The organism is Poseidonocella sp. HB161398 (assembly GCF_005870025.1).
Lineage (GTDB): Bacteria > Pseudomonadota > Alphaproteobacteria > Rhodobacterales > Rhodobacteraceae > Mangrovicoccus.
Window position 1 is genome coordinate 79,263 of record NZ_VATA01000016.1, and the last position, 26,708, is coordinate 105,970.

The window sequence follows — 26,708 nt, forward strand, 5'->3', positions numbered from 1 at the left end:
CATGCTTCCCGGCACCAATGTAACGCTCGAGATCTTTTCCCCGAACCTCTCCAACCCGATCGCCAGCACCGGCGTGGCGGAGATTTCCTCGCTTGCCGTCGAATTCAACGACACCGAATACTACGACCTGAACGGCGATCCCTACTACGTCGTCCCGGCCATCCTCGACATCCGCGGCAGCTTCATCGACTACCGCGTGAAGACCTCCGGCACTTTCGCCAATGTCCCCGATGACGGGTTCAACGGCTACAAGCTGAGCTTCGACGGGCTGGGCGGCGACAGCGGCGTCACCATCCGCGGCGTCCGCCTGCTTGGCGACTTCAACTCGCTCGACGTCCCCGAAGAGAATCTCAGCTTCACCGCGACCTCGGCCATGCTCAATGTCGACGGTCTCGGCTACGCGACGGGCGAGGGCGTCTCGGCCGTGGTCGATTTCAAGATCGAAGGCACCGACGGCTGGGATGTCCGCTCGGGCGGGGAGGGCAATGACAAGCTGCTCGGCCGCCAGGGGCGGGACATCCTGACCGGCGGCGAAGGCGACGACACGCTGGTCGGCGGCATGGGGATGGACACGCTCGACGGCGGTCCGGGCAACGACCGGCTAATCGGCGGCTATGGCCCGGACACCTTCGTGATGAGCGCGGGCAGCGGCCGCAGCCAGGTGATGGACTTCACCGAAGGCGACCGCATCCTGGTGCAGACCGGCGCCGAGGAGCTGGCCGATCTGGAGATCTCGGCCCGCAACGGCAAGGTCGTGATCGAGGATGGCGACGATGTCTTCATCCTCGAGGGCACCGCCCTGTCCGACATCGACGAGAGCGACTTCGTCTTCTCCTTCTGACCGCGGGGCGGCGCGCCCGGCGCGGCGAAGTGCGGCGGAACCCCGGAGGGTGCCTTGCGTTCCGGAACCTGAGGGGCCAGCTTCGGCCCCGAAACGGAAGTCCGAACCGGCGAGAGCCGAGGAGTGCAAGGTGAAGCTCTACCAGTACGATCACTGTCCCTTTTGCGTGCGTGCCGACATGGTGGCCGGGTTCCGGCAGGTCCCGCACGAGAAGGTCTACCTGCTCAATGACGACGAGCAGGCGCATTTCGACCTGATCGGCGCCAAGATGGTGCCGATCCTGCAATTCGACGACGGACGGGCGATGGGCGAGAGCCTCGACATCGTCGCCGCGCTCGACGCGATCGAGACGCCCGCGCCGCATCTCGACCCATGGGCCGAGGCGTCGCCGCAGCTTGCCGCGCTCGACAGCGAAGGCCGGGCGGTGAACTGCCTGCTCTTCCCGCGCAACGTGCGGATCGGCCTGCCGGAATTCGCGACCGAGGGGGCCATCGCCTATTTCACCGAGCGCAAGGAGGCGATGATCGGCATCTCCTTCGGCCAGGCAATGGAGGAGACGGCACAGCACAAGGCGGCGGCCGAGGCGATGCTGGCGGCGATGCCGGAGCTGGCGCCGCCCGCCGATGGCCGCCTGCGCATGGGCGACGTGCTGGTCTATCCGCATCTGCGCAACCTGACCATGGTGCGCGACCTGGCGATGCCGGGCTGGATGCGCGGCTACCTTGAGACGGTGACCGCGCTCTGCGGCACCCATCTCTATGACGATCGCGCGATCTGAGCCCCAGCCGGCCTGCGGGCGCCGTGCGCGGATGGACACGCGCGGCGCCCGGCTCTAGGGTCGTCAAAACACTCCCAGACGGAGAAAACCGAAGGTGTTCCGAAACAGATCCCGCCTCTTCGCAGCCGCCCTCTGCCTCGGGATGGCGCCTGCCGCCGTTCTGGGCGGAAATGCCGGGACCTACCTGGCGGGGCGTGTCGCGGGGATGGAGGCCGACCATGCCCGCGCGGCCGAGTACTTCACCCGTGCGCTGGCGCTCGATGCGCGCAATCCCGGGCTGATGGAGCTCGCCCTGACCGCGCAGGTCAATCTCGGCGATTTCGACGGCGCGGCGGCGATCATGCGGCGCATGCAGGTGCTGGGGCTCGATGCCAACCTGATGGACATCGTCGAGCTCGTCGACTGGATGGACAGCGAGGATTATGCCGCGCTGCGCGAGGCGCTCGGCGGCGGCGACTTCCATCTCGGCGACCTGCTCGACGGGTTCCTCGACCAGCTGGTGACCGGCTGGGCCGAGCTTGGCGCGGGCGATGGCGAGGCGGCGATCGCCACCTTCGACGAGGCCGCGGCCGAGCCGATGCTGCGCGGCGTGGTGCTCTACCACAAGGCGCTGGCGCTGGCGGTGTCGGGCGACTACGAAGGCGCCGAGGCGCTTCTGTCCGGCGCGAGCGAGGGGCCCCTGCCGCTCTTGGGCCGCGGGCTCAGGCTGCGCGCCGAAGTGCAGAGCCAGCTCGGCCATTACGACCAGGCGCTGCAGCTTCTCGACGAGGCCTATGACGGCGCGGTGGCGCCGCAGATGTCGGATATCGTCGCCCGGCTGCAGGCCGGCGAGCCGGTGCCGCTGAGCATCGCCAATGCCCGCCAGGGGATCGCCGAGGCCTTCTACACCATGGCGCAGGTGCTCTACGGCCAGGCCGGGAACAGCCTGTCGCTTGTCTATGCCCAGGTCGCGCGCGAGCTCAATCCCGACCATGTCGACGCGCTCCTGATGGTGGCGAGCATCTTCGACGAGCAGGCGAATTACGACCTTGCCGGCGATCTCTACGACAAGGTGCCCCGCGATCATCCCGCCTATCTGCAGGCGGAGTTCGGCCGCGCCAACGCGCTGCGCTATGCCGGGCGCAAGGACGCCGCGATCGAGGTGCTGAACCAGCTCTCGAAGACCTATCCGGACCTGATGGACGTGCAGGTGTCGCTGGGCGACGCGCTGTCCTCGGACGAGCGCTGGGAGGCGGCGCGCGCCGCCTATGACCGCGCCGTCGCGCTGATCGAGGAACCGATCCAGGCCGACTGGCAGCTCTTCTATGCCCGCGGCATCACGCTGGAGCGGCTGAAGCTCTGGCCCGAGGCCGAGGCCGATCTGCGCCATGCGCTGGAGCTGTCGCCGGACGAGCCGCGGGTGCTAAACTACCTGGGCTATTCGCTGGTCGAACGGCGCGAGAGCCTCGACGAGGCGCTCGACATGATCCGCAAGGCTTCTGAGCAGCGCCCGGAGGACGGCTATATCTCCGACAGCCTCGGCTGGGTCTATTTCCGGCTGGGCCGCTACGAGGAGGCCGTCGCGCCGATGGAGAGCGCCGCCGAGATCATGGCGATCGACCCGGTCATCAACGACCATCTGGGCGATGTCTACTGGGCGGTGGGACGCAAGCTCGAGGCGCAGTTCATGTGGCGCCGGGCGCTGAGCTTCACCGATTACGGCAGCTCCAACGAAGAGGTCGATCCCGCGCGGATCCGGCGCAAGCTGGAGGTCGGGCTGGACAAAGTGCTGGCCGAGGAAGGGGCGGAGCCGCTTGGAACCAACAGCGAAGGCAACTGAGGCCGCCCCGGCCAAGGTCAACCTGACGCTGCACGTGACCGGCCGCCGGGCGGACGGGTACCACCTGCTCGACAGCCTCGTGGCCTTTGTCGGCATCAGCGACAAGGTGACGGTGGCACCGGCCGACCGGATGGCGCTTGCCGTCAGCGGGCCGCGCGCGGCGGGGGTGCCCGCCGATGCGCGCAACCTCGTCTGGAAGGCGGCGGAGCTGCTGGGCACGCCGCCCGTGGCAATCGCGCTGGAGAAGACCCTCCCGGCCGCGGCCGGGATCGGCGGCGGATCCTCGGATGCGGCCGCGGTGGTGCGCGCGCTGTCGCGGCTCTGGGACCGGCCCTTGCCCGAGGCGAGGACGCTCCTGCCGCTGGGCGCCGACGTGCCGGTCTGCCTGGCGCCGCAGAGCGTGCGGATGCAGGGCGTGGGGGAGGAGATCTCGCCGGTGGGCGGCCTGCCGCCCTTCTGGATCCTGCTGGCCAATCCCGGCGTCGAGGTGCCGACCCCCGCGGTCTTCAAGGCCCTGGTCTCGCGGGACAATCCGCCGATGGACGGGCTGCCGCCGAAAGAGGCTGCGGCCTGTCTCGCCTGGCTGCGGGCGCAGCGCAACGACCTGGAACCCGCGGCGCTGTCGGTCGAGCCCGCGATCGCGCCGGTGCTGGCCGCGCTGGCGGGGCAGCCGGGCTGCGGCCTGACGCGGATGTCGGGATCGGGGGCGACCTGCTTCGGCCTGTTCGAGAGCGAAGTGGCCGCTGCGGCCGCGCGCGCCTCGATTGCCCGGGCAGAGCCCGGCTGGTGGCTGGCCGCGGGGCCGCTTCTCTAGGCTCCAACAGTCCTCCAGAAACGCAAAACGCGCCCCAGGGGGCGCGTTCGGGGCCATGGAAGAGGCGGGCGGTCAGACCACCCGTTCGACCACGTAATCCGCCAGATCGTGCAGCACGTCGCGCAGCTCGGAGGCGGGCAGGGCGAGGATCGCGTCCTTGGCCGTCGCGGCCCAGTCGATCGCCGTCTCGCGCGTCGTCTCCAGCGTGCGGTGCTTGGCCATCAGCGCCAGCGCATGCTCCAGATCGCCCTCTTCCTGGCGGCCGCGCTCGATCGTGCGCTTCCAGAAATCGCGCTCTTCCGCATCGGCGGCGGCGATTGCGCGAATCACCGGCAGGGTCAGCTTGCGCTCGCGGAAATCGTCCCCGGTATTCTTGCCGATCGACGCCGTCGCCCCACCGTAATCCAGAAGATCGTCGACGATCTGGAAGCAGATCCCGAGCGCGTCGCCATAGTCGAAGAGCGCCCGCACCTCTGTCTCGGAGGCCCCGGCGATCACGCCCCCGACCTCGCAGGCCGCAGAGAAAAGCGCCGCGGTCTTGCCGCGGATGACGTTGAGATAGACCTCTTCGGTGGTGGCGAGGTTCGAGGCCGCGGTGAGCTGTAGCACCTCGCCCTCGGCGATCACCGCGGAGGCGTCCGAGAGGATTTCCAGCACCCGCAGGTTGCCCGGCTCGACCATCAGCCGGAAGGAGCGGGCGAAGAGGTAGTCGCCGACCAGCACCGAGGACTTGTTGTCCCACAGAAGGTTGGCCGTCGGCCGTCCGCGCCGCTGCGCGCTTTCGTCGACCACGTCGTCATGCAGGAGCGTCGCGGTGTGGATGAACTCCACCGTCGCGGCCAGCTTGACGTGGTCCGTGCCCTCGTAGCCGCAGAGCCGCGCCGCGGCGAGCGTCAGCATCGGGCGCAGGCGCTTGCCTCCGGCCTCGACCAGATGCGCCGTGACCTCGGGGATGCGCGGCGCATGCTCCGAGGCCATCCGCTGCCGGATCAGGGCGCCCACGGCGTCCATGTCCCCGGCCAGCATCTGGGCGAGTTTCTCATGTGGTTTTGCTGCCGCCGTGTCTAATCCCATCACGCTTCCGTCAATACTCTCGACATCTTTGCCGGGTAATTTTTAACTGCCTGACATGAGAGAGCTTTTGCGTACGACTGATCCGACAATCATCGCCTTCGCCTCGGCCCTGCTCGATGGAGAGGGTATAGACTGCTTCCAGATGGACGTCCACATGAGCGTGCTGGAAGGGTCGATCGGGGTCCTGCCAAGACGCCTCATGGTGCGCGACGGGGATTTCGCGCAGGCCGCTGCGGTAATGCGCGACAACGGGATTGTTCCGGACGAATGAGAGATATGGACGACAGCGAGCTGACACATGACGCGTTTCTCGGCGGGCAGGTCTATGCCTGGCAGCCGAAGGCCGGATTCCGCACCGGCGTGGATGCCGTCCTGTTGGCGGCCTCGGTGCCCGCCCGTCCGGGGCAGTTCGTGCTGGAGCTGGGCTGCGGCGCGGCGGTGGCTTCGCTCTGCCTGCACCGCCGGGTGAAGGAGCTGTGGCTCTGCGGCGTGGAGGTGCAGCCGGGCTATGCGGAGCTTGCCCGGCGCAATGCCTCCGAAGCCGCGACCGAGCTGGTGGTGGTGCAGGCCGACCTGATGAGCCTGCCCGAAGAGGTGCGCAATCTCGATTTCGACCATGTCATGATGAACCCGCCCTATTTCAGCCGCGAGGAGGGCAGCCGGTCCGACAATGCGGGCCGCGACATCGCGCGTGCGGGCGAGACCCGGCTGGCCGACTGGGTGGAGGTCGCCACGCGCCGCCTGCGCCCGGGCGGGGTGCTGACGCTGATCCAGCGGATCGAGCGGCTGCCCGAAGTGCTCGGTGCGATGGACGGCCGACTCGGCGCGATCCAGGTGCTGCCGATCAATCCGCGCGGCGGCCAGTCCGCAGGATTGTTTCTCCTGAGGGCTGTCAAGGGACGGAAAACGCCATTTCAGCTGCGTCCGGCGATCGTAATGCATAAAGGCATGCGGCATGGTGACGCGGGGGACGGCTACACGCCCGCCATCGAAGCGGTGCTCCGCCATGGCCAGGCGCTTGCGGGCTTTGCAGATTAAAGCTTTCGTAACAACTCGGCGGCAGCCTGCCCAGCTGGAGGCCCGGTGACGGCGAGGGGTGACAGGAATCGCGACCTGTGATGGGCTGTCCAAGTGTAGTCAAGAGAGGAGACGACATATGAGCCTGACGATGCATATCGAGGAACTTCAGAAGAAGCACCGAACTCTCTCGGCCAAGGTGGAGGAGGCGCAGCGCAGCCCCGGCGTCAACGATCACGAGATCGTCCGGATGAAGAAGCAGAAGCTGCACCTCAAGGAGGAAATCGAGCGTCTCAGCCGCGCGTGACCGCCTAGCCCGGCATGGATCCCCGCCCATGCCGGTGACGACAGAACGTCCGGGGTCCCGTGCCGCGCCTCCGTCCGGCAGAGCATGGGTCCCCACCGGTCCGGAGCCCCGGACCCCGCCTTTCCAGACATCCCTTTCCCGAAAATCGCATTCCTGCTCCGGAGCCGCCGCGCGGCCGCCGGAAAAGCGCCGTGCAGCCTGTCCGCCAGGACATTCGGGAGGGGCGCAAAGCAACGGGGTCCGCCTGGAAAGACGGACCCCACCCACCTGGCCGTGTTCGACCTTACTCGCTACTCGCCAAGCTCCCTTGGCTAGAGGACCTTAGCCATCCAGTCTTGCGCGAGGGTTAAGCCACCCTCCCGAAACGCCGAGATATGTAGAGGGTTTCTAAGGGGTTCCGTAACCAGAGCGCGCTGAGCCGGGCTCACTTGCGCCGCAGGTGCTCGTCGAGCCGCGGCAGGATCTCGACGAAATTGCAGGGCATGTGGCGGTAGTCCAGCTGGCGCTTCAGGATCTCGTCCCAGGCATCGCGGCAGGCGCCGGTCGAGCCGGGCAGGGCGAAGAGATAGGTGCCGTTGGCGACCCCGCCGGTGGCGCGGCTCTGCACCGCCGAGGTGCCGATCTTCTGCATCGAGACCAGGGTGAAGACCGTGCCGAAGGCGTCGATCTCCTTCTCGTAGACATCGCGATGCGCCTCGACCGTCACGTCGCGCCCGGTCAGTCCGGTGCCGCCGGTCGAGATCACCACGTCGATCTCCGGATCGCTGCACCAGGCGCGGAGCTGCGCGGCGATCTCGTGGCGCTCGTCGCGCAGGATGGTCCGCGCCGAAAGCACGTGCCCGGCCGTCGCGATCCGCTCGGCCAGCAGGTCGCCCGACCGGTCCTCGGCCAGCGAGCGGGTGTCGCTGACGGTCAGCAGCGCGATGCGCACCGGGATGAAGCTGCGCTCTGCCATCTCACACCTCGAACCAAGTCACGCCGGGGCCCAGATTGTGCACCTTCGAGCCGCCGATCTCGCCGCTTTCGCCCCAGCATCCATGGATATGGCCGCAGAAGACCAGCGCGGGACGGATCCGCTCGATCGCGGCGCGCAGCGCGGTGGAGCCGATGCGCCGCCCGTCATCCAGCCGGTCGGCGATGCCGTAGGGCGGCGAATGGCAGACCAGCACGTCGGCACTGCCGATCGGGGCCAGCATCGCCTCGGCCTCCTCCTCGGTCAGGTCGTAGGACTGCCAGGGCAGGGGCGGTAGCGGCGGGATGGCGGCGCCGATCCCGGCAAAGGTCACGCCGCCGATCTCCTTGACCTCGCCATGCAGCACCGGCGCCCGCGTCGCGGCGCGTAGCGCCTCGGGCGTCTCGTTGTTGCCCGGCACGTAGAGCGCCTTCCCCTCGAAGGCGCGGATCGATTCCATCGTCCGGTCGAGCCCGCGATGGGCCGAGGCGAAATCGCCCGCGCCGACGACCAGATCGGCTTCGGCAGAGGCCTCCACCAGGCGCGCGGCCGCGGCGCGGTCGCAATGCAGGTCGGAAAAGGCGAGCAGCTTCATCGCGGCACCTCCAGATGAGCCTTCAGCTCCAGCAGGTCGGCCCAGGCCTCGCGCTTGGCATGGGGGTTGCGCAGCAGGTAGGCGGGGTGGAACATCGGCAGGACCGGCAGGCCGAAGCCCTGGGTCCAGCTGCCGCGCAGCCGGGTGATGCCGCGGGTCTGCAGCACCGTCTGGCAGGCGGCATTGCCCATCAGCACCAGCACCTCCGGCCTGGCCAGCGCGACATGGCGCTCGAGGAAGGGCAGCAGCATGGCGATCTCGTCGGGTTTCGGATCGCGGTTCTGCGGCGGGCGCCAGGGCAGCACATTGGTGATATAGACCGCCTCTTCGGTGCCCGGCGCCTCGCGCGACAGGCCGATCGCGGCGAGCATCCGGTCGAGCAGCTGGCCCGCGCGGCCGACGAAGGGGCGGCCCATGCGGTCCTCGTCGCGGCCGGGCGCCTCGCCGATGATCATCACCCGCGCGCCGGGGCGGCCGTCGCAGAAAACCAGGTTCCGCGCGCCCCGCTTCAGCTCGCAATGCTCGTAGCCGGCCATCGCCTCCTTCAGCGCGGCCAGGTCCGGCGCGGACTGCGCGGCGGCGCGGGCGGCCTCGACCGGGCCGGGCCCCTCGTCCACTGCGGGCGCTGCGGCGGCGGCCTGCACCGGAGCCGCAGCGGCGGGCGCGGCCGGACGGGGCGCCTGGGCGGCCAGCTCGTAGCGGTCGATCGGGGTTTCCGAGATCGCCTCGTCGATGCCGAGCTCGACCTGCCATTCCAGGCAGAGGCGCAGCTCCTGATGGGTGAGAGTCTCGATCATGGGCCTAGAGCTAGGCGAGGCGGCGGCCGGGGTAAATCCCCCGCGCGGCCGCAGGCAGGGTCCGGACAGCAAAAAAGGCCAGCCCGGAGGCTGGCCCGATCGTTGCGCTGCAGGCGTGCTCAGACGAAGAACTGCGCGCCGTTCGCGGAGATGGTCGAGCCGTTGATGAAGCCCGCATCGTCGGAGGCCAGGAAGGTCACGCAGCGCGCGATTTCCTCGGGCTTGCCGAGGCGGCCGACCGGGATGCCCGCGATGATCTTCTCGCGGATCTTCTCGTCGATCGCCATGACCATGTCGGTGCCGATATAGCCCGGGCAGATCGCGTTGGCGGTGATGCCCTTCGCGGCGCCTTCCTGGGCGAGCGACTTGACGATGCCCAGGTCGCCGGCCTTGGTCGCTGCGTAGTTCACCTGACCGAACTGGCCCTTCTGGCCGTTGATCGAGGAGATCACGATGACCCGGCCGAAGCCGCGCTCGCGCATGCCCGGCCAGACCGGATGCACGGTATTGAAGACGCCGGTCAGGTTGGTGTCGACCACCTGGTTCCACTGCTCGGGGGTCATCTTGTGGAAGGGCGCGTCCTTGGTGATGCCGGCATTGGCGACGACCACGTCGATCGGGCCCAGCTCGGATTCGACCTGCTCGATCCCGGTCTTGGAATCCTCGTAGTCGCGCACGTTCCACTTGTAGACCGCGATGCCGGTCTCTTCCTTGAATTCCTTGGCCGCGGCGTCATTGCCAGCATATGTTGCGGCCACGGTGTATCCTTCGGCCGTCAGTGCCTTGCAGATTGCCGCGCCGATGCCGCGCACGCCGCCAGTGACCAGTGCTACACGTCCCATGAAAGTCCCTCTCCTTCGGATGTCTCTTGCCAGGCTCCGCCTTGTCCCAACCGGCGGGCTCGAGGCGCGGCCGGGCCGCGCCCGCCATCACAATGGCGGATGCGGCCCGGCCGCGCCAATGATGCAGATCAGGGGCGCTCGACGCAGAGCGCGACGCCCATGCCGCCGCCGATGCAGAGCGTGGCGAGGCCCTTCTTGGCGCCCTGGCGCTTCATTTCGAAGAGCAGCGTGTTCAGGACGCGGCAGCCCGAGGCGCCGATCGGGTGGCCGATGGCGATGGCGCCGCCATTGACGTTCACCTTGGCCGGATCCCAGCCCATGTCCTTGTTCACGGCGCAGGCCTGGGCGGCGAAGGCCTCGTTGGCCTCGATCAGGTCGAGGTCGTCGACCTTCCAGCCGGCCTTGTCCAGCGCCTTGCGCGACGCGTAGATCGGGCCGACGCCCATGATCGACGGGTCGAGCCCGGCGGTGGCGTAGGACTTGATATGGGCGAGGGGCTCGATGCCGCGCTTCTCGGCTTCGGCGGCGGTCATCAGCAGCACGGCGGCGGCGCCGTCATTGATGCCCGAGGCGTTGCCCGCGGTGACCGAGCCGTCCTTGGCGAAGGCCGGGCGCAGCTTCTGCATCGCTTCGAGCGTGGCGCCCTTGCGGATGTACTCGTCGGCATCGACGGTGATCTCGCCCTTGCGGGTCTTGATCAGGAACGGGATGATCTCGTCGGCGAACTTGCCGGCGGCCTGGGCGGCCTCGGCCTTGTTCTGCGAGGCGACCGCGAACTCGTCCTGCATGTCGCGGCTGATCTGCCACTTCTCGGCGACGTTCTCGGCGGTCTGGCCCATGTGGTAGTTGTTGAACGCGTCCCACAGGCCGTCATGGATCATCGTGTCGATGTACTTCATGTCGCCCATCTTCTGGCCCTGGCGCAGCGCGGCGGCATGGGGGCTCAGCGACATATTCTCCTGGCCGCCGGCGACGACGATCGAGGCATCGCCGAGCATGATGTGCTGGGCGCCGAGCGCGACGGCGCGCAGGCCCGAGCCGCAGACCTGGTTGATGCCCCAGGCGGCGGATTCGGCCGGAAGGCCCGCCTTGATATGGGCCTGGCGGGCGGGGTTCTGGCCCTGCGCGGCGGTGAGGACCTGGCCGAGGATGGTCTCGGACACGTCGGCCTTGTCGATGCCGGCGCGGGCGACGACGGCCTCGATGACGGCGGCGCCAAGGTCACTGGCCGGGGTGTTGGCGAACGCCCCCAGAAAGCTGCCGACCGCGGTACGGCCAGCCGATGCGATTACGATACCGGTCATGAGTAGGTCTCCCCCTTCTCCGTTGGAGCCCGGGCCATGCCCGGACCGATACGATCTGATTAGGAAGAGCAGCGGGTGCGGGCAACGGACAGATGGTCTCAGATCCCGTCACAATGGCTTGCGCATGGCGGATATTCCCGCTCGGCAACGTGGTTAACGCTACCAGCGGGGAGAAATGGCGCAGATGGCGGATGGCGGGCTCAGCCCGCGGCGCTGCGGCCGGGACCGGACCGCCAGGCCGGGCGCAGGGTGGGGGCGCCGAAATGGTAGCCCTGCAGGCAGTCGATTCCGGCGGCGATCAGGAAGGCGGCATCCTCGGCGCTTTCCACCGACTCGCAGACGGTGAACATGTCGAAATGCTGCGCGACCGAGGCCAGCGCCTGCACCACCACCTGGTTTCCGGGATTGCGGGCGATGCCGCGGACGAAGCGGCCGCTGATCTTGGCCATGTCGAAATAGCAGTCGCGCAGGCAGGCGAAGCTGGTGGCGCCCGCGCCGAAATCGTCCAGCGCGAAGGCGATGCCGCGGGCCTGGATCTCGGACATGAAGATGGCGACCAGATCCGGCATCAGCATGGCCGAGCTCTCGGAGATCTCCAGGATCAGCCGTTCGGCGCAGGCGGGATTGGCGGCAAGCCCCTGTTCCAGCGTGTCCATCCAGGGGCGGTAGCCGATCGAGCGGGCCGACATGTTGACCGAGAGCCGCAGCCCGGGCTCGGCGGCGAGCTCCTGCAGGCCCAGATCCAGCGTCATCGCGTCGATCCGGCGGCCCAGCTCCTGGTTGTCGACCACCTCCATGAAATCGCGTGCCGGGATCACCCGCCCGGTCTCGTCGAGGAGGCGGATCAGCCCTTCGTGGAAGGCCGGCATGTCGGGGCGGCGCGCCTGCATCACCGGCTGGAAGGCCAGTAGCGCATGGCGCGCGTCGAGCGCGTGGCGGACCATGTCGAGCGTGCTGCGGTCGCGCCGCTCCGCGGCCATCGCCAGCGGGTCCTGTGCGCCTTCGGGGCCGTTCCGGGGCCCGCGCCTGCCTTTCTGCGCCATGGCGGTCTCCTTCCCGGGCGAGCCTGCGCCCGCCGGTTTTAATTTTGACTTAAGTTCCGGAAATGTTCTATCTGGGCGCGGATGCGGCGGCACAGCGGAGGCCCGGGATGGACGGAAGATGCGGCTGGTGCGGAGAGGATCCGCTCTATGTGGCCTATCACGACACCGAATGGGGCGTGCCCGAGCATGACGGCCGCGCCTTGTGGGAGAAGCTGGTGCTCGACGGCTTCCAGGCCGGGCTGAGCTGGATCACCATCCTGAGGAAGCGCGAGGCCTTCCGCGCCGCCTTCGAAGGGTTCGAGCCGGAGGTGATCGCCCGCTGGGGCGAGCCCGAGGTGGCGCGCCTGCTCGGCGATGCCGGGATCGTGCGGCACCGCGGCAAGATCGAGGCGACGATCGGCAATGCTCGCGCCTATCTGGAGCTCGGCGGCGCGGAGGCCTTCGCCGCCCATTGCTGGAGCTTCACCGGCGGCGGCGTGCTGCAGCCGAACCGTGCCAGCATGGCCGAGGTGCCCGCCGAAACCGCCGAATCGAAGGCGCTGTCGAAGGATCTGAAGCGGCGCGGCTTCCGCTTCTGCGGCCCGACCATCACCTACGCCTGGATGCAGGCCTGCGGGCTGGTGAACGACCATGTGGCCAGCTGCCCGCGCCACCGCGACCTTGGTGGCAGCTGACGCGCTGCGGCGCAGAGTGCGCTTTACTCGGCGGCGCCTTTGCCGCAGATTGTCCCGCGATGGTTCCCGTGCGCCTCAGGCAAGCGGGATGAGAAAGGGAACACGGTCAGGCGTACCCATCAGGGACCGACCCCGTGACTGCCCCCGCAACTGTAGGCGGCGGCCGACCCCATGATGCCACTGGACCCGCACGGGTCCGGGAAGGCGGGGAAGGCAATGGCCGCGAGTCAGGAAACCTGCCATCGACGGGCCTTCGGGCTGCAACTCCAGACAGCCGCACGGCGGGTGCGGAAAAGGACAGCGACATGCATATCGAACCTGGCGTCGTGACCGGCGCGAAACTTGCACTTTCAGTGGCAACTGCGGCAGGCGGCTTCGCCCTGACCGCCAAGATGGCCTGGGCCACGGCGAGAGAGAGCGGCTTCGGCGTGCTCGGGGCGCGCGCCGTCGCGACCACCGCCCTGGTCTTCGCCTTCTTCCAGATCCTGCCGCATTTCCCGGTGGGCGTCTCCGAGGTGCATTTCATCCTCGGCTCCACGCTCTTCCTGCTCTTCGGCGGCGGCGCGGCCTCGATCGGCCTGGCGATGGGCCTGCTGATCCAGGGGCTGTTCTTCGCGCCCTTCGACCTGCCGCAATACGGCATGAACGTCACCACGCTGATCGTGCCGCTCTGGGCCGTGTCGGAACTGGCCAAGCGGATCATCGCGCCGGGCACCGCCTATGTCGACCTGACCTATGTCCAGGCGCTCAAGCTCTCCACCGCCTACCAGGGCGGCGTGGTCGCCTGGGTCGCCTTCTGGGCCTTCTACGGCCAGGGCTTCGGCGCGGCGAACCTGGCCGCCGTGGCCTCCTTCGGCGCCGCCTACATGTCGGTCATCCTGCTCGAGCCGCTGGCCGACCTGGCCGTTCTGGGCATCGCCAAATCGGCGAAGGGCCTGGCCTCGCGCCCGATCTTCGAAAAGCGCCTGCTGGCCTGAGCCGCAGCGCCTGACCGGAACCGGACCGCGCGGGGAGGCCTCCGCGCGGTCTTTTCATGTCCGGGCGAGCTCCTGGCCGGCCATCAGCTCGTCCATGAAATGGCAGAAGAGATCGGCGCGCCCCTCGACCCCGGCCTTGGCGTAGATCGCCGCGGTCTGGGCGCGCACCGTGCCGGGCGCCGTGCCGCGCAGCTCGGCGATGGCGCGGTTGTCGAGCCCCTTGAGCAGGAGCAGCGCGACGTCCCGCTCCGACCGGGTCAGCGACCAGCGGTCGAAATGCGCGGCGATGATCTCGGCCACCTGGCCGCGGGCCATGCGGATGCCGCGGTCGAGCGCGTCGATCTCGGCCAGCAGCCGCCGCAGCTGCCGCCAGAGCATCGCCACCCCGGCCACCATGGCCAGCGAGGCGACGGTCTCCAGCGCCATGTGCAGATGCTCGCGGGTCTCGGGCGTGCCGAAACTGAGATCGAAGATCACGTCGCCGAGGAAATAGGCGGCGCTGAGCGTCTGCAGCGCGATGATCGCCGCCAGCGTGGCCGCGCGCCGGTCGCGGCCGAGCCCGGTGACCAGTCCGGCGATCATTCCGCGCGCACGCCCTTGGGCAGGTACTTGCGGCCGGTCACCATCGCCCGCACCAGCGGAACCTTCGTGCGCCAGCTGTCGAAGGCCACCCCGGCGAGATGCAGGACGACCGAGACCATCAGCCAGTCGAAGAGCAGGTCGTGCATGTCTTCCACCCAGGCCACACCGAAAAACCGGATCGTTCCCATCATGTAGCCCGAGACGCAGAGCAGGAGCAAGGTGAGCCAGATATTGTAGACCATGAGCGCGCCCAGCGGGTTGTGCGACAGATGGGTGTCGCGGCTGCCCGCCATCACGTCGCGCAGGTGCCGGACGGCCCGGCGCGGGCTGGGCGGGAAGGCGGTGAAAAGCGCGGGCCGGGTGCCGATCACGCCCCAGGCCAGCCGCAGCAGGACCAGCGCGCCCGCCGTGTAGCCCAGCCAGGTATGCACGGCGTCGCCGGGCTTGTCGGCGAAGCCGTTCACCAGCACGATCAGCGCCACGCCCCAGTGCACGGTCCTGACCAGCCGGTCCCAGACCCGCACGTCGCGGGCGCCGTTGCGCCCGCTGTGGAGTTCCGATGTGTCCATCGCCCCGGATCACTTCATGCTCAGCCGGGCGACCTGGCCGCTGGCGGGATCGACATAGACCTCGCCCATCGACTTGTCCTTGACGACATAGGCCTCGATCTTGCCGTCCTCGTCCTCGATCTTGCGGACCTCGTAGCCCATCGAGACCAGGCTGGCGCGGACCTCGTCCTCGGTATGGCCAAGCGCGGTGCCCTGGGCCAGGTCGGCGGCGAAGGCGCCGGTGGAGACCAGCGCGGCGGCGAGAAGGGCGGGTGCGAAAAGCTTCATGTTCTGCTCCGGTGTTCGGGATGCGGGCCGCGGCGGGGATCGCTGCGGCTGCATCGCCATCTGCCGGGGCAGGGCGGGGTTTCCCATTGGCGCGGGGCTTAAGCGGGGGCTTATAAGCGCGCGCTTACGGCCTTTCTGCAGGGCTTAGGGCCGCGGTCTCAGCTTTCGCCGTCCGCGATCAGCGCGGCGATGATGGCGCGCGCGCTCTCGCTGTCCCATTCCGCATCGCCCTGCAGCCGGGCGATCTCGTTGCCGTCGCGGTCGATCAGTACGCTGACCGGCAGGCCGAGCACCGCCATCTCGCGCGCCAGCGCCTGCTTCGGATCGCGGTGGAGCGGCAGGGCGGTGACGCCCTCCTCCTCGAAGAAGCGGCGCATCGCGGCGGCGGGCTGGCGGCCGGTGGCGACGGTGACCACCTGGAAGTCCTCGCCGCCCAGATCGGTCTCCAGCGCGTCGAGCGCGGGCATCTCCTTGCGGCAGGGCGCGCACCAGGTTGCCCAGAAGTTCAGCAGCACGACCTTGCCGCGGTAGTCCGCCAGGCTCAGCGGCGCGCCCTCGAAGCTCTCGAATCCGGCCTCCGCGACCGGCTTCGGCTCGGAATGCACGACCAGCTTCTTCAGGCTGCCGTCGCGCAGCTCCTCGATCGCGGGACCGGCAACGCCCGGATTTGCGCAAAGCCCAAGCGCGGTGTAGAGGGCGACGGACCAGACGAGCTTCATGCAGCATTTCTCCCAGGGGACGGACCCGATGACTGACAAGACCCAGAACGCCATGTGGGGCGGACGCTTCGCCGCCGGACCGGATGCGATCATGGAGGCGATCAACGCCTCGATCGGTTTCGACCAGCGGCTGGCGTCCCAGGACATCGAAGGGTCGCGCGCCCATGCCGCCATGCTGGCAGCCACGGGCATCGTGGACCCTAAAGAAGCCGAGGCGATGCGGGAAGGGCTGCTCACCGTCTTGTCAGAGATCGAAGCCGGGAAACTGGTCTTCTCGACCGCGCTGGAAGACATCCACATGAACGTGGAGAGCCGCCTGACCGAGATCGTCGGCCCCGCGGCCGGCCGGCTGCACACGGCGCGCAGCCGCAACGACCAGGTGGCGACGGATTTCCGGCTCTGGGTGCGCGACCAGTGCGACGCGGCCGAAATCGGGCTCCTGGCGCTGATGAAGGCGCTGGTCGCCCAGGCCGGGGCCGGGGCCGACTGGGTGATGCCTGGCTTCACCCATCTGCAGACCGCCCAGCCGGTGACCTGGGGCCATCACATGATGGCCTATGTCGAGATGTTCGCCCGCGACCTGTCGCGCTTCCGCGACGCCCGCAAGCGGATGAACGAATGCCCGCTGGGCGCCGCCGCGCTGGCCGGGACCTCCTTCCCGATCGACCGCCACATGACCGCCGAGGCGCTGCGCTTCGACGCGCCGATGGCCAATTCGCTCGACGCCGTGTCGGACCGCGATTTCGCGCTGGAATTCCTGGCGGCCTCCTCGATCTGCGCCACCCATCTGTCGCGCTTCGCCGAAGAGCTGGTGATCTGGTCCTCGGCGCAGTTCCGCTTCGTCAAGCTCTCGGACCGGTTCTCCACCGGCTCCTCGATCATGCCGCAGAAGCGCAACCCGGACGCGGCCGAGCTGATCCGCGCCAAGGTCGCGCGCATCACCGGCGCGCTGGTCGCGCTGCTGACCGTGATGAAGGGCCTGCCGCTCGCGTATTCGAAGGACATGCAGGAGGACAAGGAGCAGGTCTTCGACGCGGCCGACACGCTGATGCTGGCGCTGGCCGCGATGGAGGGCATGGTCCGCGACATGACCGCGAACACCCCCGCGCTGGAGAAGGCCGCCTCGGCCGGCTTCTCGACCGCGACCGACCTGGCCGACTGGCTGGTGCGCGAGCTGGGCCTGCCCTTCCGCGAGGCGCATCACGTCACCGGCTCGCTGGTCGCGCTGGCGGAGACCGCGGGCATCGACCTGCCGGAGCTGAGCCTGGAGCAGATGCAGTCGGTCCATGCCGGGATCACCGACGCGGTCTTCGGCGTGCTGGGCGTGCACAACTCGGTCGCCAGCCGCCAGAGCTATGGCGGCACCGCGCCCGACCAGGTGCGCAAGCAGATCGCCCGCTGGACGGAGGTCCTGGGATGAGCGGCGCAGGGCGGATCCCGGCCTGGGGGCTTCTGGCGCTGGCGCTGCTGGCGGGCTGCGGTGCCGACGGGCCGCCGCAGCGGCCGCAGCCCGAGGAGGAGGAGACCGCGCAGCGCAGCCCCGGCGTGACCATCAGCGGCAGCGCCTCGATGGGCGTGACCGGCGGCAGCCGCAGCGGTTTCTGAGGCTGTGTCCCCCGCGGTGACGCGGGGGAAAATCCGACTGGCCGGACTCGCGGGGCAATGGCAGGCTGGCAAGCGCGGCCTGCCGTTCCGGCGGGGCCGCGAGGGAGGAGACAGCCATGACATTCATCGAATGGGCGCAGCGGCGCCTGATCGCCCACGGTTTCGATCCCGGAACGCCGGACGGGCTGTGGGGACGCAACACCCGAAATGCGGTGGTGGCCTTCCAGGCGGCGCGGGCGCTGCCGGCCACCGGCAAGCTGGCGGAGGCGACCGTGGCGATGCTGCGCGCGGCGCCGGGGAATGTGGGCGAGCCCGCCGAAGAGGCGCCGGGCCAGGATCTGCTCGACCGCTTCCCCTGGATGGAGCTGGCGCTGCGCAAGCGCGGGCTGCACGAGCAGGCCGACAATGCCGAGCTGCGCAAGTTCCTGAAATCCGATGGAAAGACCCTGGGCGACCCGGCACAGCTGCCCTGGTGCGGCGATTTCGTCGAGACCTGCATCGCCGTCACCCTGCCCATGTCCGGCCTGCCGGCGAACCCGTATCTGGCGCGCAACTGGCTGAAATTCGGCCAGGATGTCGATCCCTGCTTCGGCGCGGTGCTGGTCTTCTGGCGGGGCTCGCGCAGCGGCACGTCGGGCCATGTCGGCTTCTACTATTCCGAGGATGCCGACAGCTATCACGTGCTCGGCGGCAACCAGTCGAACAAGGTCGGCATCTCGTCGATCCGCAAGGACCGGCTGCTGGGCGCGCGGCTGCCGCGCGAGGAGGGGCCCTATCCGCGCAAGACCGTGCTTTCGGCGAAGGATTTCAAGCTGACCGTCAACGAGGCCTGAAACCCGCGGCCCGGGGGCGGCTCCGGGCCGGCGGCGATTGCATCCGGCCGTTTCCCTGCTATCAAGCGCGCGCAATCCAGACGAGGGCGCGGCAATGGACCATTTTCTCTATCGCGACGGCAGGCTTCACGCCGAGGATGTGCCGCTGGCCGGGATCGCGGCCGAGGTGGGCACGCCCTTCTACTGCTATTCCGCAGCGACGCTGCTGCGCCACTACCGGCTGTTCGACGAGGCGCTCGGCGGCATGCCGCATCTGGTCTGCTTCGCGGTGAAGTCGAATTCCAACCAGGCGATCCTCAGCCTGCTGGGCCAGGCGGGCGCCGGGATGGACGTGGTCTCGGGCGGCGAATACGCCCGCGCGAAGGCGGCCGGCGTGCCGGGCGAGCGGATCGTCTTCTCGGGCGTCGGCAAGACCCGCGCCGAGATGCGCATGGCGCTGGAGGGCGGCATCCGCCAGTTCAATGTCGAGAGCGAGCCCGAGATGCTGGCGCTGTCCGAGGTCGCCGTGTCGCTGGGCGTCACCGCGCCGATCGCGGTCCGGGTGAACCCGGATGTCGACGCGAAGACCCATGCCAAGATCGCCACCGGCAAGTCGGAGAACAAGTTCGGCATCCCGATCAGCCGCGCGAAGGAGGTCTATGCCCTGGCCGCCTCGCTGCCGGGGCTGGAGGTGGTCGGCATCGACGTCCATATCGGCAGCCAGCTCACCGAGCTGGAGCCCTTCCGCCTGGCCTACCGCAAGGTCGCGGCTCTGACGGAGACGCTGCGGGCCGAGGGCCATGACATCCGGCGGCTCGATCTCGGCGGCGGGCTGGGCATCCCCTATGCGCGCTCGAACGAGGCGCCGCCGCTGCCGTCGGATTACGGCGCGATGGTGCAGGAAGAGGTCGGCCATCTGGGCTGCGAGGTGGAGATCGAGCCGGGCCGGCTGATCTCCGGCAATGCCGGGATCCTCGTCAGCGAGGTCGTCTACGTCAAGGAAGGCGAGGACCGCCGCTTCCTGATCCTCGACGCGGCGATGAACGACCTGGTGCGGCCGTCGATGTACGACGCCCATCACGACATCGTCCCGCTGGTCGAGCCCGAGGTCGCGGCCGAGCCCGCGGTCTACGACGTCGTTGGCCCGGTCTGCGAGACCGGCGACACCTTCGCCCGCGGCCGCGCCCTGCCGGTCTGCGCCCCGGGCGACCTGGTCGCCTTCCGCTCGGCGGGGGCCTATGGCGCAGTGATGGCCTCGGAATACAACACCCGCCCGCTGATTCCCGAAGTTCTGGTGCAGGGCGGAGACTGGGCCGTGATCCGCGCACGCCCGAGCTACGAGGAGATCATCGCGCGCGACGCGGTGCCCGCCTGGCTCTCCGCCGGGGATGCCTGATAACGCGGCAACGGGCGGATCACTGCCCGTTCACGAGCCTGTCAGAGGCGGCGGGCAAGCCGCCTCTTTGACGGCGAACAAATCCGCGTTATCGTTTTTCGCATCCGTCGCCTGATATACCGCGGGCAGGAGACACCCGGAGCGAGCCTTTGCCCGACAGACCCGAGTCCGAGCCGATCCAAGAGCGCCTGCGCCTGACGCTTGCGCTGACCCGTGCGGGCCTTCTGGCCGAGCGGATCCTGCGCTGCTTCTGGCCGTTCTGGACTGTCAGCCTGGTCGCCTGCGCGGTGGTGATGCTGGGGCTGCACGATATCGCCGCGATCGAGCTGGTCTGGGTCGGGCTGATCCTGACCCCGCTGGCCGCCATCGCCGCGCTGGTCGCGGGGGCGCGCAAGTTCCGCCTGCCGACGCGCGAGGATGCGCGGGCGCGGCTCGACGCGACGCTGCCCGGCCGGCCGCTGGCCGCGCTGGAGGACACCCAGGCAATCGGCGCGGAGGATGCCGCCTCGCGCGCTGTCTGGGAGGCGCACCGCGCCCGCATGGCGGCGCGGCTCGACGGTGCGAAACCCGTCCGCCCCGATACCAGCCTGACCCGCTTCGACCCCTACGGCCTGCGCTATGTCGCGCTGATGCTGTTCTGCACCGGGCTTCTCTTCGGCTCGGTCTGGAAGGCCGACAGCATCGCGGGCATGGCGCCCGGACAGTCCGCCGGGCTGGCCGCCGGCCCCGCCTGGGAGGGCTGGATCGAGCCGCCGCGCCATACCGGCCAGCCGGGGCTCTATCTCGCCGACCTGCCCGAAGAGGGCGTGGCGGTGCCGCAGGGCTCCAAGGTGATGATCCGCCTCTATGGCGAGGTCGGCGCGCTGACCCTGTCGGAGACCGTCTCGGGGCGCACCGACGATATCGGCAGCGTCTCCGACCCGGTGCAGGATTTCGAGGTGGCGCAGTCGGGCGACATCGCCATCGACGGGCCGGGCGGGCGCAGCTGGTCGCTGGAGGTGGTGCCGGACGCGCCGCCCCAGGTGGAGATGCGCGGCGCGCTCGGGGCTGATGCGGCGGGCGAGCTGTCGCTGCCCTTCGCCGCCTCCGACGATTTCGGCGTGACCCGCGGCCGCGCGGTGGTGACGCTCGATCTCGACGCGGTCGACCGCCGCTATGGCCGCGCCGTGGCGCCCGAGCCGCGCGAGCCGCTGGTCATCGACCTGCCGATGCCGATCGCCGGGGACCGCAGCGCCTTCGAGGAGATCCTCGGCGGCAACCTGTCGGAGCATCCCTGGGCCAACCTGCCGGTGAAAGTGCGGCTGGAGGTCGAGGACGCGGTCGCGCAGGAGGGCCTGTCCGAGCCGCTGGCCGCCCCGCTGCCCGGCCGCCGCTTCTTCGTGCCGCTCGCGAAGGCGATCATCGAAGAGCGCCAGGCGCTGTTGTGGAGCCGCGAGAATGCCGCCGAGGTGGCGATGGTGCTGCGCGCGATCTCGCACCGGCCCGACGGGCTTTTCCGCGCCGAGACCGACTACCTGCGGCTGCGCTTCGCCGTGCGCGGGCTCGAGGCCTCGCTGCGCCACGGGCCGGGCCTGTCGGAGGAGACCCGCGACGAGATCGCCGCCGCGCTGTGGGATCTGGCGCTGAGGATCGAGGATGGCGACCTGTCGAACGCGATGGAGCGGCTGCGCCGCGCGCAGGAGCGGCTGTCCGAGGCGATGCGCAACGGCGCCTCCGAGGACGAGATTGCCGAGCTGATGCAGGAGCTGCGCGAGGCGATGCAGGACTACATGCGCCAGCTCGCCGAGCAGCAGCAGGAGCAGGGCCAGCAGCAGGCGCAGAACCAGCCCTCGATGGAGATCACCGGCGACCAGCTGCAGGACATGCTGGAACGGCTGCAGGAGCTGATGGAAGAGGGCCGCATGGCCGAGGCGCAGCAGCTCTTGGACATGCTGAGCCGGATGATGGAGAACATGCAGATCGCCCAGGGCCAGGGGCAGGGCCAGCAGAGCCCGGGCCAGCAGGCGATGAACGACCTGCAGGAGATGCTGCGCGACCAGCAGGACCTCTCGGACGAGAGCTTCCGCGAGCTGCAGGACCAGTTCAACCAGGACGGCCAGCAGGGCCAGCAGGGCGAGCAGCAGGGCCAGGAAGGCGAAGGCCAGCAGGGCGAGGGCCGCCAGGGCCAGGGCCAGCCCGGCGAGGGCCAGGGCACGGGCGAGGGCGGCAGCCAGGGGCTGGCCGACCGCCAGCAGGCGCTGCGCGACGAGCTGGGCCGCCAGCAGCAGAACATGCCGGGCAGCGGCGAGGCGGGCGAGGCGCTCGACCGCGCGGGCCGCGCGATGGAGGGCGCCGAGGAGTCGCTGCGCGACAACGACATGGCCGGCGCGCTCGACCGCCAGGCCGAGGCGATGGACGCGCTGCGCGACGGCATGCAGGCGATGCAGGAGGAAATGGCCCAGAACCAGATGAACGGCGAGGGCCAGCCGGGCGGGCAGCAGGGCCAGACCGCCGAGGGCACCGGCCGCGACCCGCTGGGCCGGCTGACCGGCGAGGACGGCAATCCGCAGACCTCGCGCGGGCTCCTGCCCGAGGAGACGCCCGAGGGCCGCGCGCGCGACCTGCAGGACGAGATCCGCCGCCGCTCCACAGAACAGGAGCGTCCCGAAAGCGAGCGGGACTACCTGAACCGGCTCCTCGACCGGTTCTAGGCCGGGGCGGGGCGGGGCAAGGCTTGACACCGGGGCGCAGGCGGGATTGAACGCCGCGAACCCGTTTCTCAGCCCCCCGAGGATGCCATGCACGCCTATCGCAGCCATACTTGCGCCCAACTGACCTCGGCCGAGGTCGGCCAGACTGTCCGCCTTGCCGGCTGGGTGCACCGCGTGCGCGACCATGGCGGCATCCTCTTCATCGACCTGCGCGACCATTACGGCATGACCCAGGTGCTGGCGGACCCCGACAGCCCGGCCTTCAAGGACGTGGAGAAGGTGCGCTCGGAATGGTGCATCCGCATCGACGGGACGGTAAAGGCGCGCGACCCCGAGCTGGTGAACCCCAAGATCCCGACCGGCGAGATCGAGGTCTTCGTCCGCGATCTCGAAGTGCTGGGCGCCGCCGAGGAACTGCCGCTGATGGTCTTCGGCGAGCAGGAATACCCCGAAGAGACGCGGCTGAAATACCGCTATCTCGACCTGCGCCGCGAGAAGATGCAGGAAAACATGAAGATGCGCTCGGACGTGGTCGCCTCGATCCGCCGCCGCATGTGGGACAAGGAATTCCGCGAGCACCAGACGCCGATCATCACCGCGTCGAGCCCCGAGGGCGCGCGCGACTTCCTGGTGCCGTCGCGGCTGCATCCGGGCAAGTTCTACGCGCTGCCGCAGGCGCCGCAGCAGTTCAAGCAGCTGCTGATGGTCTCGGGCTTCGACAAGTACTTCCAGATCGCCCCCTGCTTCCGCGACGAGGATCCGCGCGCCGACCGCTCGCCCACCGATTTCTACCAGCTCGACATGGAGATGAGCTTTGCCACCCAGCAGGACGTGTTCGACACGATCCAGCCGGTGATCCAGGGCATCTTCGAGGAGTTCGGCGGCGGCCGTGCGGTCGATGCCGACTGGCCGCAGATCGCCTATCGCGACGCGCTGAAATGGTACGGCACCGACAAGCCGGACCTGCGCTGCCCGATCAAGATGCAGGACGTGTCCGAGCATTTCCGCGGCTCGGGCTTCGCGATCTTCGCCAAGCTGCTGGAGCAGGACGGCACCGAGATCCGCGCGATCCCGGCCCCGAAGGGCGGCAGCCGCAAGTTCTGCGACCGGATGAACGCCTTCGCCCAGAAAGAGGGCCTGCCGGGGATGGGCTACATCTTCTGGCGCGAGGCCAATGGCGAGATGGAGGCCGCGGGCCCGCTCGCCAAGAACATCGGCCCGGAGCGCACCGAGGCGATCCGCCAGCAGCTGGGCCTCGGCATCGGCGACGCGGCCTTCTTCCTCGGCGGCAAGCCGGAGAGCTTCGTCAAGGTCGCGGGCAAGGCGCGCACCGTGATCGGCGAGGAACTGGGCCTGACGGATGCCGGCCGCTTCGCCTTCGCCTGGATCGTCGACTTCCCGCTCTACGAGAAGGACGAGGAAACCGGCAAGGTCGACTTCGAGCACAACCCCTTCTCCATGCCGCAGGGCGGGATGGACGCGCTCAACGGCGATCCGCTCGAGGTGCTGGGCTTCCAGTACGACCTGGCCTGCAACGGCTACGAGCTGGTCTCGGGCGCGATCCGGAACCACAAGCCGGAGATCATGTTCAAGGCCTTCGAGATCGCGGGCTATGACGAGGCGGAGGTGCGCAAGCGCTTCGGCGGCATGGTCAACGCCTTCCGCTTCGGCGCCCCGCCCCACGGCGGCTGCGCGGCGGGGATCGACCGGATCGTCATGCTGCTGGCGGACGAGCAGAACATCCGCGAGGTGATGCTCTTCCCGATGAACCAGCGCGCCGAGGACCTGATGATGGGCGCTCCGAACGACCCGACCAACGAGCAGCTGCGCGAGCTGAACATCCGGATCGTTCCGCAGGAGTGAGCGGCGCGCCGCAAGGTCATGGACAGTCGCCGCGCGTATCCTGCGCGGCGGCCCAGGCTCCGGCTTCGACCGAGTTCGACCCGAAGTTCCCCCAGGGGGGAGGCTGCTCCAGCGGCCAGGGCGTCCCGGTCTTCTGCGGCTTCGCACCGTCGGGGCATATGACACCTCTGCGGAGGGACGTGCCGTCTACGCTGTAGCGGCGAAGGGCCTGGAGCAGATTTATCCAGCCCGGCGGCTCCTGCTGCCAGCAGGTGCACACATAGCTGCCGGGATCGTCGGGCAGCAGCGTCGTCGCGTCGCCCGTGAGCAGCGACAGGGAGTCCTGCTGCAGATTCGTCCCGCCGCGCAGATCCGCGCCATGTGCGATCGTGGCTTCCATGTGGACAGCGGTCCAGTTGGCAGACCGCAGCTGCGCCCAGCCGATGATCGCCCCGGAGAGTTCCGTCAGGAACAGGTTTGCCCGCTCCAGCTCGGTGCCGCTGAGGATAGCGCCCTGCAGCTTGGCGCTGGTCAGGATCGCGCCCTGCAGCTGGCCCCCGCGCAGATAGGCGCCGCGCATCAGTGCGCCCGTCAGGACTGCGCCTTGCAGCTGGGCCGACGCGAGATCCGCCATCTGCATCTGCGCGTTCCGCAGGGTGGCCGCCTGCAGCGAGGCGTAGCGCAAGGAGGCCCCCTGAAGCTCGGCATTTGCCAGATCCGCGCCTTGCAGCTGCGCCCCGTCGAGCGTTGCCCCCTGCAGTGACGCGGCGTGCAGCCGTGCTCCCTGCATCTGGGCGCCGCTGAGGTCGGCCCCCTGCATGTGCACCGTATCCAGCGAGGCTCCCTGCATCTGCGCCCTGGCCAGCACCGCACCCTGCAATTGCGCGCCGTCGAGGATGGCGCCGCGCATCTGGGCGTTGCTGAGTACCGCGTTCTGCATCCGGGCGTCCCTGAGCACCGCCCCCGGCAGCTGGGCGCCCTCCAGCCGCGCCCCCTGCAGATCCGCGCCCGAGAGCACGGCGCCCTGCATTTCCGCCCCGGTCAGGTCGGCGCCGCTCAAATGCGCGTATGTCAGCCATATCCCCGTCAGTGATGCGTTCGTCAGATCAGCGCGGCGCAAATCCCGGCCCCGCAGATCGGGCTTGGGCAGCGCTTCCTCGTTGGCCTTCCGCAGCCTGCTCCATTCGCGGCGGAATTCCGCGTCGAGCTCCTGGAAGTAGATCGGGCACTCGGCCTCGGGCAGCCCATGGGCCAGGCACCAATCCGTCCGTGCAGCTGCCTGCCCCGGAGGCGGCGCGGCGGTTGCGGATGGCGCGCGGCCGCAGACATCGCCATCGAGACCGGTGCGGACGCACCATTCCGATCGGAACCGGTGCCGTGCGCCCATCGGGTCGGCCTGCTCGGGCGGAAAGGCGGAGAACTGGACCTCGGACAGCTGCGCAGGCACCAGCAGCCCGTCACTGCGCAGCCATCCAGGCAGCGGCAGCGCGGCCAGTGCGTCCAGCTCCTTTGCGACGCGCGGCGCGGCCGCCCAGGCTGGACGTGCCGCACGGTCGACCAGACGGTCGAGCCCGCCTTCGGTGAGAAGAACGGTGAGCACCAGATGGGCTGCGAGGAGGAACACGGTGGCGGCCAGCACGCTGAAGCTCTTCAGCCCTTGCCAGGACTGGGGCCGTGCCAGATCTCCACGCATCTTCACCCAGCTGGAGACGCTCGCGTAGAGGGCGAAGAAGGTGCAGAGCGAGATCAGCGCGGAGAGCCCTTCGTCATGCGCCGGGAGCGACTGGCCCCAAGTATAGACCAGCATGAGGGGCGTGGCGCACCAGATCAGAACGAAGGCGACAATGCCTGCCAGCCAGTCCATGGGCCGCCGCCGGATCGCTTCGTCGCGGTCGCGGCGTGCTCGGAGTACAAGATCGTTCAGAAGCCAGGGCAGGATGGCCCTTTCAACCGGTGCGCCCTTGTATGTCGCGGGGACGCTTGCCAATTCTTCGCTGCATTTTCGCAGGATCAGGTGCAGGTAGACATGCAGTGCCGACCCCAGGACCGGAGCGAAAACGAAGAAGCTGAAAGTGGGAATGGACACTCCGATCAACGGGAGCTCGGTTTGACGGCTGTCCAGGAAGAAATCCGCATCTTCCACGTTCAGCACGGTCACCATGACAAATGTCAGATAGGCCAGTAGTCCGAACCAGTTGCTCCGTCCGGCATGCGTCAGGTCATTGATGCGGGCAATGCAGCGCTCTGTTCCGGTTTCGTCCAGAGGCTCGGGGGGAGGGCGGACGCGGCGCAGGTTGAGCTTTCGGGATGTGGCAATCAGCTTCGGATGTCGGGTCATGGTCAAAGGGCGTTAACAAAAGAATAACGCTAGAATGACGTGACGGCAGATTGG

27 protein-coding genes and 1 riboswitch are annotated in these 26,708 nt (G+C 69.0%); of the genes, 15 read left to right on the forward strand and 12 right to left on the reverse strand.

Annotated elements, in window-relative coordinates:
* Window position 1 precedes the first annotated feature (1 nt).
* The 4 genes from FGX59_RS39460 to FGX59_RS14440 all read left to right on the forward strand — a co-directional run bounded on the left by FGX59_RS39460 (window position 2) and on the right by FGX59_RS14440 (window position 4,252).
* The gene (locus FGX59_RS39460) at window positions 2-841 is read left to right on the forward strand and encodes a calcium-binding protein (protein ID WP_138467470.1); all 840 of its coding nucleotides are present in this window, start codon (window positions 2-4) and stop codon (window positions 839-841) included.
* Window positions 842-971: 130 nt separating this feature from the next.
* Entirely contained in the window at window positions 972-1,619 is a 648-nt protein-coding gene (gene grxB, locus FGX59_RS14430) for a glutaredoxin 2 (protein ID WP_138467472.1), read from the forward strand.
* Between the two features lie 94 nt (window positions 1,620-1,713).
* Window positions 1,714-3,438, forward strand: a complete 1,725-nt coding sequence (locus tag FGX59_RS14435) for a tetratricopeptide repeat protein (RefSeq protein WP_240722453.1) — start codon at window positions 1,714-1,716, stop codon at window positions 3,436-3,438.
* Window positions 3,413-4,252, forward strand: a complete 840-nt coding sequence (locus tag FGX59_RS14440; RefSeq protein WP_138467474.1) for a 4-(cytidine 5'-diphospho)-2-C-methyl-D-erythritol kinase — start codon at window positions 3,413-3,415, stop codon at window positions 4,250-4,252. The genes FGX59_RS14435 and FGX59_RS14440 overlap by 26 nt, the downstream gene beginning before the upstream one ends.
* Window positions 4,253-4,324: 72 nt before the next feature.
* On the opposite strand, the gene FGX59_RS14445 is transcribed toward FGX59_RS14440, so the two are convergent.
* Entirely contained in the window at window positions 4,325-5,326 is a 1,002-nt protein-coding gene (locus FGX59_RS14445; protein WP_138467476.1) for a polyprenyl synthetase family protein, read from the reverse strand.
* Between the two features lie 55 nt (window positions 5,327-5,381).
* Between FGX59_RS14445 and FGX59_RS14450 the strand changes: the two genes are divergently transcribed.
* The 3 genes from FGX59_RS14450 (at window position 5,382) to FGX59_RS14460 (ending at window position 6,650) form a co-directional block, all read left to right on the forward strand.
* On the forward strand, window positions 5,382-5,597 hold the full coding sequence (locus FGX59_RS14450) for a DUF2007 domain-containing protein (protein ID WP_138467478.1): 216 nt from the start codon (window positions 5,382-5,384) through the stop codon (window positions 5,595-5,597).
* Window positions 5,594-6,364: a tRNA1(Val) (adenine(37)-N6)-methyltransferase gene (locus tag FGX59_RS14455; protein ID WP_370296018.1), complete on the forward strand. Its 771-nt coding sequence runs from the start codon at window positions 5,594-5,596 to the stop codon at window positions 6,362-6,364. The genes FGX59_RS14450 and FGX59_RS14455 overlap by 4 nt, the downstream gene beginning before the upstream one ends.
* Window positions 6,365-6,482: 118 nt before the next feature.
* Window positions 6,483-6,650, forward strand: coding sequence for a YdcH family protein (locus FGX59_RS14460; RefSeq protein ID WP_138467480.1), 168 nt, complete (start codon window positions 6,483-6,485; stop codon window positions 6,648-6,650).
* Between the two features lie 424 nt (window positions 6,651-7,074).
* Here the strand turns inward: FGX59_RS14460 and moaB are convergent, their stop codons facing one another.
* From moaB to FGX59_RS14490, 6 genes are all read right to left on the reverse strand, one after another.
* Entirely contained in the window at window positions 7,075-7,605 is a 531-nt protein-coding gene (moaB, locus tag FGX59_RS14465; RefSeq protein ID WP_138467482.1) for a molybdenum cofactor biosynthesis protein B, read from the reverse strand.
* 1 nt (window position 7,606) lies between these two features.
* Entirely contained in the window at window positions 7,607-8,197 is a 591-nt protein-coding gene (locus FGX59_RS14470; RefSeq protein ID WP_138467484.1) for a metallophosphoesterase family protein, read from the reverse strand.
* Window positions 8,194-8,994: a uracil-DNA glycosylase family protein gene (locus FGX59_RS14475; RefSeq protein ID WP_138467485.1), complete on the reverse strand. Its 801-nt coding sequence runs from the start codon at window positions 8,992-8,994 to the stop codon at window positions 8,194-8,196. The genes FGX59_RS14470 and FGX59_RS14475 overlap by 4 nt, the downstream gene beginning before the upstream one ends.
* 119 nt (window positions 8,995-9,113) lie before the next feature.
* A complete protein-coding gene (phbB, locus tag FGX59_RS14480; protein ID WP_138467487.1) occupies window positions 9,114-9,836 on the reverse strand; it encodes an acetoacetyl-CoA reductase in 723 nt (240 codons plus the stop codon).
* 128 nt (window positions 9,837-9,964) lie between these two features.
* Window positions 9,965-11,140, reverse strand: coding sequence for an acetyl-CoA C-acetyltransferase (locus tag FGX59_RS14485; protein ID WP_138467489.1), 1,176 nt, complete (start codon window positions 11,138-11,140; stop codon window positions 9,965-9,967).
* 200 nt (window positions 11,141-11,340) lie between these two features.
* A complete protein-coding gene (locus tag FGX59_RS14490; RefSeq protein ID WP_138467491.1) occupies window positions 11,341-12,183 on the reverse strand; it encodes an EAL domain-containing protein in 843 nt (280 codons plus the stop codon).
* A gap of 107 nt (window positions 12,184-12,290) precedes the next feature.
* Between FGX59_RS14490 and FGX59_RS14495 the strand changes: the two genes are divergently transcribed.
* Both FGX59_RS14495 and FGX59_RS14500 read left to right on the forward strand, forming a co-directional pair.
* Complete coding sequence (locus tag FGX59_RS14495; protein ID WP_138467493.1) at window positions 12,291-12,857, forward strand: DNA-3-methyladenine glycosylase I; 567 nt, start codon at window positions 12,291-12,293, stop codon at window positions 12,855-12,857.
* Window positions 12,858-12,900: 43 nt separating this feature from the next.
* Window positions 12,901-13,116: riboswitch (cobalamin riboswitch) on the forward strand.
* A 46-nt stretch (window positions 13,117-13,162) separates the two neighbouring features.
* Window positions 13,163-13,834 carry an energy-coupling factor ABC transporter permease gene (locus FGX59_RS14500; protein ID WP_138467495.1) on the forward strand — a complete coding sequence of 224 codons (672 nt, stop codon included), beginning with the start codon at window positions 13,163-13,165 and terminating at the stop codon, window positions 13,832-13,834.
* Window positions 13,835-13,888: 54 nt separating this feature from the next.
* On the opposite strand, the gene FGX59_RS14505 is transcribed toward FGX59_RS14500, so the two are convergent.
* From FGX59_RS14505 to FGX59_RS14520, 4 genes are all read right to left on the reverse strand, one after another.
* Window positions 13,889-14,416, reverse strand: coding sequence for a LuxR family transcriptional regulator (locus FGX59_RS14505; RefSeq protein ID WP_138467497.1), 528 nt, complete (start codon window positions 14,414-14,416; stop codon window positions 13,889-13,891).
* Window positions 14,413-14,985: a cytochrome b/b6 domain-containing protein gene (locus FGX59_RS14510; protein WP_138467499.1), complete on the reverse strand. Its 573-nt coding sequence runs from the start codon at window positions 14,983-14,985 to the stop codon at window positions 14,413-14,415. The genes FGX59_RS14505 and FGX59_RS14510 overlap by 4 nt, the downstream gene beginning before the upstream one ends.
* Before the next feature lie 9 nt (window positions 14,986-14,994).
* The gene (locus FGX59_RS14515; protein ID WP_171060648.1) at window positions 14,995-15,252 is read right to left on the reverse strand and encodes a PepSY domain-containing protein; all 258 of its coding nucleotides are present in this window, start codon (window positions 15,250-15,252) and stop codon (window positions 14,995-14,997) included.
* A 158-nt stretch (window positions 15,253-15,410) separates the two neighbouring features.
* Window positions 15,411-15,971 carry a TlpA disulfide reductase family protein gene (locus tag FGX59_RS14520; protein WP_138467502.1) on the reverse strand — a complete coding sequence of 187 codons (561 nt, stop codon included), beginning with the start codon at window positions 15,969-15,971 and terminating at the stop codon, window positions 15,411-15,413.
* A gap of 28 nt (window positions 15,972-15,999) precedes the next feature.
* Here FGX59_RS14520 and argH point away from each other — a divergent pair, with 28 nt between their 5' ends.
* The 6 genes from argH to aspS all read left to right on the forward strand — a co-directional run bounded on the left by argH (window position 16,000) and on the right by aspS (window position 24,337).
* The gene (gene argH, locus FGX59_RS14525; protein ID WP_138467504.1) at window positions 16,000-17,391 is read left to right on the forward strand and encodes an argininosuccinate lyase; all 1,392 of its coding nucleotides are present in this window, start codon (window positions 16,000-16,002) and stop codon (window positions 17,389-17,391) included.
* Window positions 17,388-17,576 carry a hypothetical protein gene (locus tag FGX59_RS14530; protein ID WP_138467506.1) on the forward strand — a complete coding sequence of 63 codons (189 nt, stop codon included), beginning with the start codon at window positions 17,388-17,390 and terminating at the stop codon, window positions 17,574-17,576. The genes argH and FGX59_RS14530 overlap by 4 nt, the downstream gene beginning before the upstream one ends.
* Before the next feature lie 116 nt (window positions 17,577-17,692).
* Entirely contained in the window at window positions 17,693-18,409 is a 717-nt protein-coding gene (locus FGX59_RS38690) for a peptidoglycan-binding protein (protein ID WP_138467507.1), read from the forward strand.
* Window positions 18,410-18,503: 94 nt separating this feature from the next.
* A complete protein-coding gene (gene lysA, locus FGX59_RS14540; protein ID WP_138467509.1) occupies window positions 18,504-19,784 on the forward strand; it encodes a diaminopimelate decarboxylase in 1,281 nt (426 codons plus the stop codon).
* Window positions 19,785-19,933: 149 nt separating this feature from the next.
* Entirely contained in the window at window positions 19,934-22,474 is a 2,541-nt protein-coding gene (locus tag FGX59_RS14545; RefSeq protein WP_138467511.1) for a TIGR02302 family protein, read from the forward strand.
* An 87-nt stretch (window positions 22,475-22,561) separates the two neighbouring features.
* Window positions 22,562-24,337 (forward strand): aspartate--tRNA ligase, encoded by a 1,776-nt coding sequence (aspS, locus tag FGX59_RS14550; RefSeq protein WP_138467513.1) that lies wholly within the window; start codon window positions 22,562-22,564, stop codon window positions 24,335-24,337.
* Between the two features lie 16 nt (window positions 24,338-24,353).
* Here the strand turns inward: aspS and FGX59_RS14555 are convergent, their stop codons facing one another.
* Window positions 24,354-26,654: a pentapeptide repeat-containing protein gene (locus FGX59_RS14555; RefSeq protein ID WP_138467516.1), complete on the reverse strand. Its 2,301-nt coding sequence runs from the start codon at window positions 26,652-26,654 to the stop codon at window positions 24,354-24,356.
* Window positions 26,655-26,708 lie beyond the last annotated feature (54 nt).

Bases quoted from the DNA above. Each gene is read 5' to 3' on its own strand.
- FGX59_RS39460 (WP_138467470.1), top strand. From the start codon at position 2: ATGCTTCCCGGCACCAATGTAACGCTCGAGATCTTTTCCCCGAACCTC.
- FGX59_RS14445 (WP_138467476.1), bottom strand. From the start codon at position 5,326: ATGGGATTAGACACGGCGGCAGCAAAACCACATGAGAAACTCGCCCAG.
- FGX59_RS14450 (WP_138467478.1), top strand. From the start codon at position 5,382: ATGAGAGAGCTTTTGCGTACGACTGATCCGACAATCATCGCCTTCGCC.
- FGX59_RS14455 (WP_370296018.1), top strand. From the start codon at position 5,594: ATGAGAGATATGGACGACAGCGAGCTGACACATGACGCGTTTCTCGGC.
- FGX59_RS14460 (WP_138467480.1), top strand. From the start codon at position 6,483: ATGAGCCTGACGATGCATATCGAGGAACTTCAGAAGAAGCACCGAACT.
- moaB (WP_138467482.1), bottom strand. From the start codon at position 7,605: ATGGCAGAGCGCAGCTTCATCCCGGTGCGCATCGCGCTGCTGACCGTC.
- FGX59_RS14470 (WP_138467484.1), bottom strand. From the start codon at position 8,197: ATGAAGCTGCTCGCCTTTTCCGACCTGCATTGCGACCGCGCCGCGGCC.
- FGX59_RS14475 (WP_138467485.1), bottom strand. From the start codon at position 8,994: ATGATCGAGACTCTCACCCATCAGGAGCTGCGCCTCTGCCTGGAATGG.
- phbB (WP_138467487.1), bottom strand. From the start codon at position 9,836: ATGGGACGTGTAGCACTGGTCACTGGCGGCGTGCGCGGCATCGGCGCG.
- FGX59_RS14485 (WP_138467489.1), bottom strand. From the start codon at position 11,140: ATGACCGGTATCGTAATCGCATCGGCTGGCCGTACCGCGGTCGGCAGC.
- FGX59_RS14490 (WP_138467491.1), bottom strand. From the start codon at position 12,183: ATGGCGCAGAAAGGCAGGCGCGGGCCCCGGAACGGCCCCGAAGGCGCA.
- FGX59_RS14495 (WP_138467493.1), top strand. From the start codon at position 12,291: ATGGACGGAAGATGCGGCTGGTGCGGAGAGGATCCGCTCTATGTGGCC.
- FGX59_RS14500 (WP_138467495.1), top strand. From the start codon at position 13,163: ATGCATATCGAACCTGGCGTCGTGACCGGCGCGAAACTTGCACTTTCA.
- FGX59_RS14505 (WP_138467497.1), bottom strand. From the start codon at position 14,416: ATGATCGCCGGACTGGTCACCGGGCTCGGCCGCGACCGGCGCGCGGCC.
- FGX59_RS14510 (WP_138467499.1), bottom strand. From the start codon at position 14,985: ATGGACACATCGGAACTCCACAGCGGGCGCAACGGCGCCCGCGACGTG.
- FGX59_RS14515 (WP_171060648.1), bottom strand. From the start codon at position 15,252: ATGAAGCTTTTCGCACCCGCCCTTCTCGCCGCCGCGCTGGTCTCCACC.
- FGX59_RS14520 (WP_138467502.1), bottom strand. From the start codon at position 15,971: ATGAAGCTCGTCTGGTCCGTCGCCCTCTACACCGCGCTTGGGCTTTGC.
- argH (WP_138467504.1), top strand. From the start codon at position 16,000: ATGACTGACAAGACCCAGAACGCCATGTGGGGCGGACGCTTCGCCGCC.
- FGX59_RS14530 (WP_138467506.1), top strand. From the start codon at position 17,388: ATGAGCGGCGCAGGGCGGATCCCGGCCTGGGGGCTTCTGGCGCTGGCG.
- FGX59_RS38690 (WP_138467507.1), top strand. From the start codon at position 17,693: ATGACATTCATCGAATGGGCGCAGCGGCGCCTGATCGCCCACGGTTTC.
- lysA (WP_138467509.1), top strand. From the start codon at position 18,504: ATGGACCATTTTCTCTATCGCGACGGCAGGCTTCACGCCGAGGATGTG.
- aspS (WP_138467513.1), top strand. From the start codon at position 22,562: ATGCACGCCTATCGCAGCCATACTTGCGCCCAACTGACCTCGGCCGAG.
- FGX59_RS14555 (WP_138467516.1), bottom strand. From the start codon at position 26,654: ATGACCCGACATCCGAAGCTGATTGCCACATCCCGAAAGCTCAACCTG.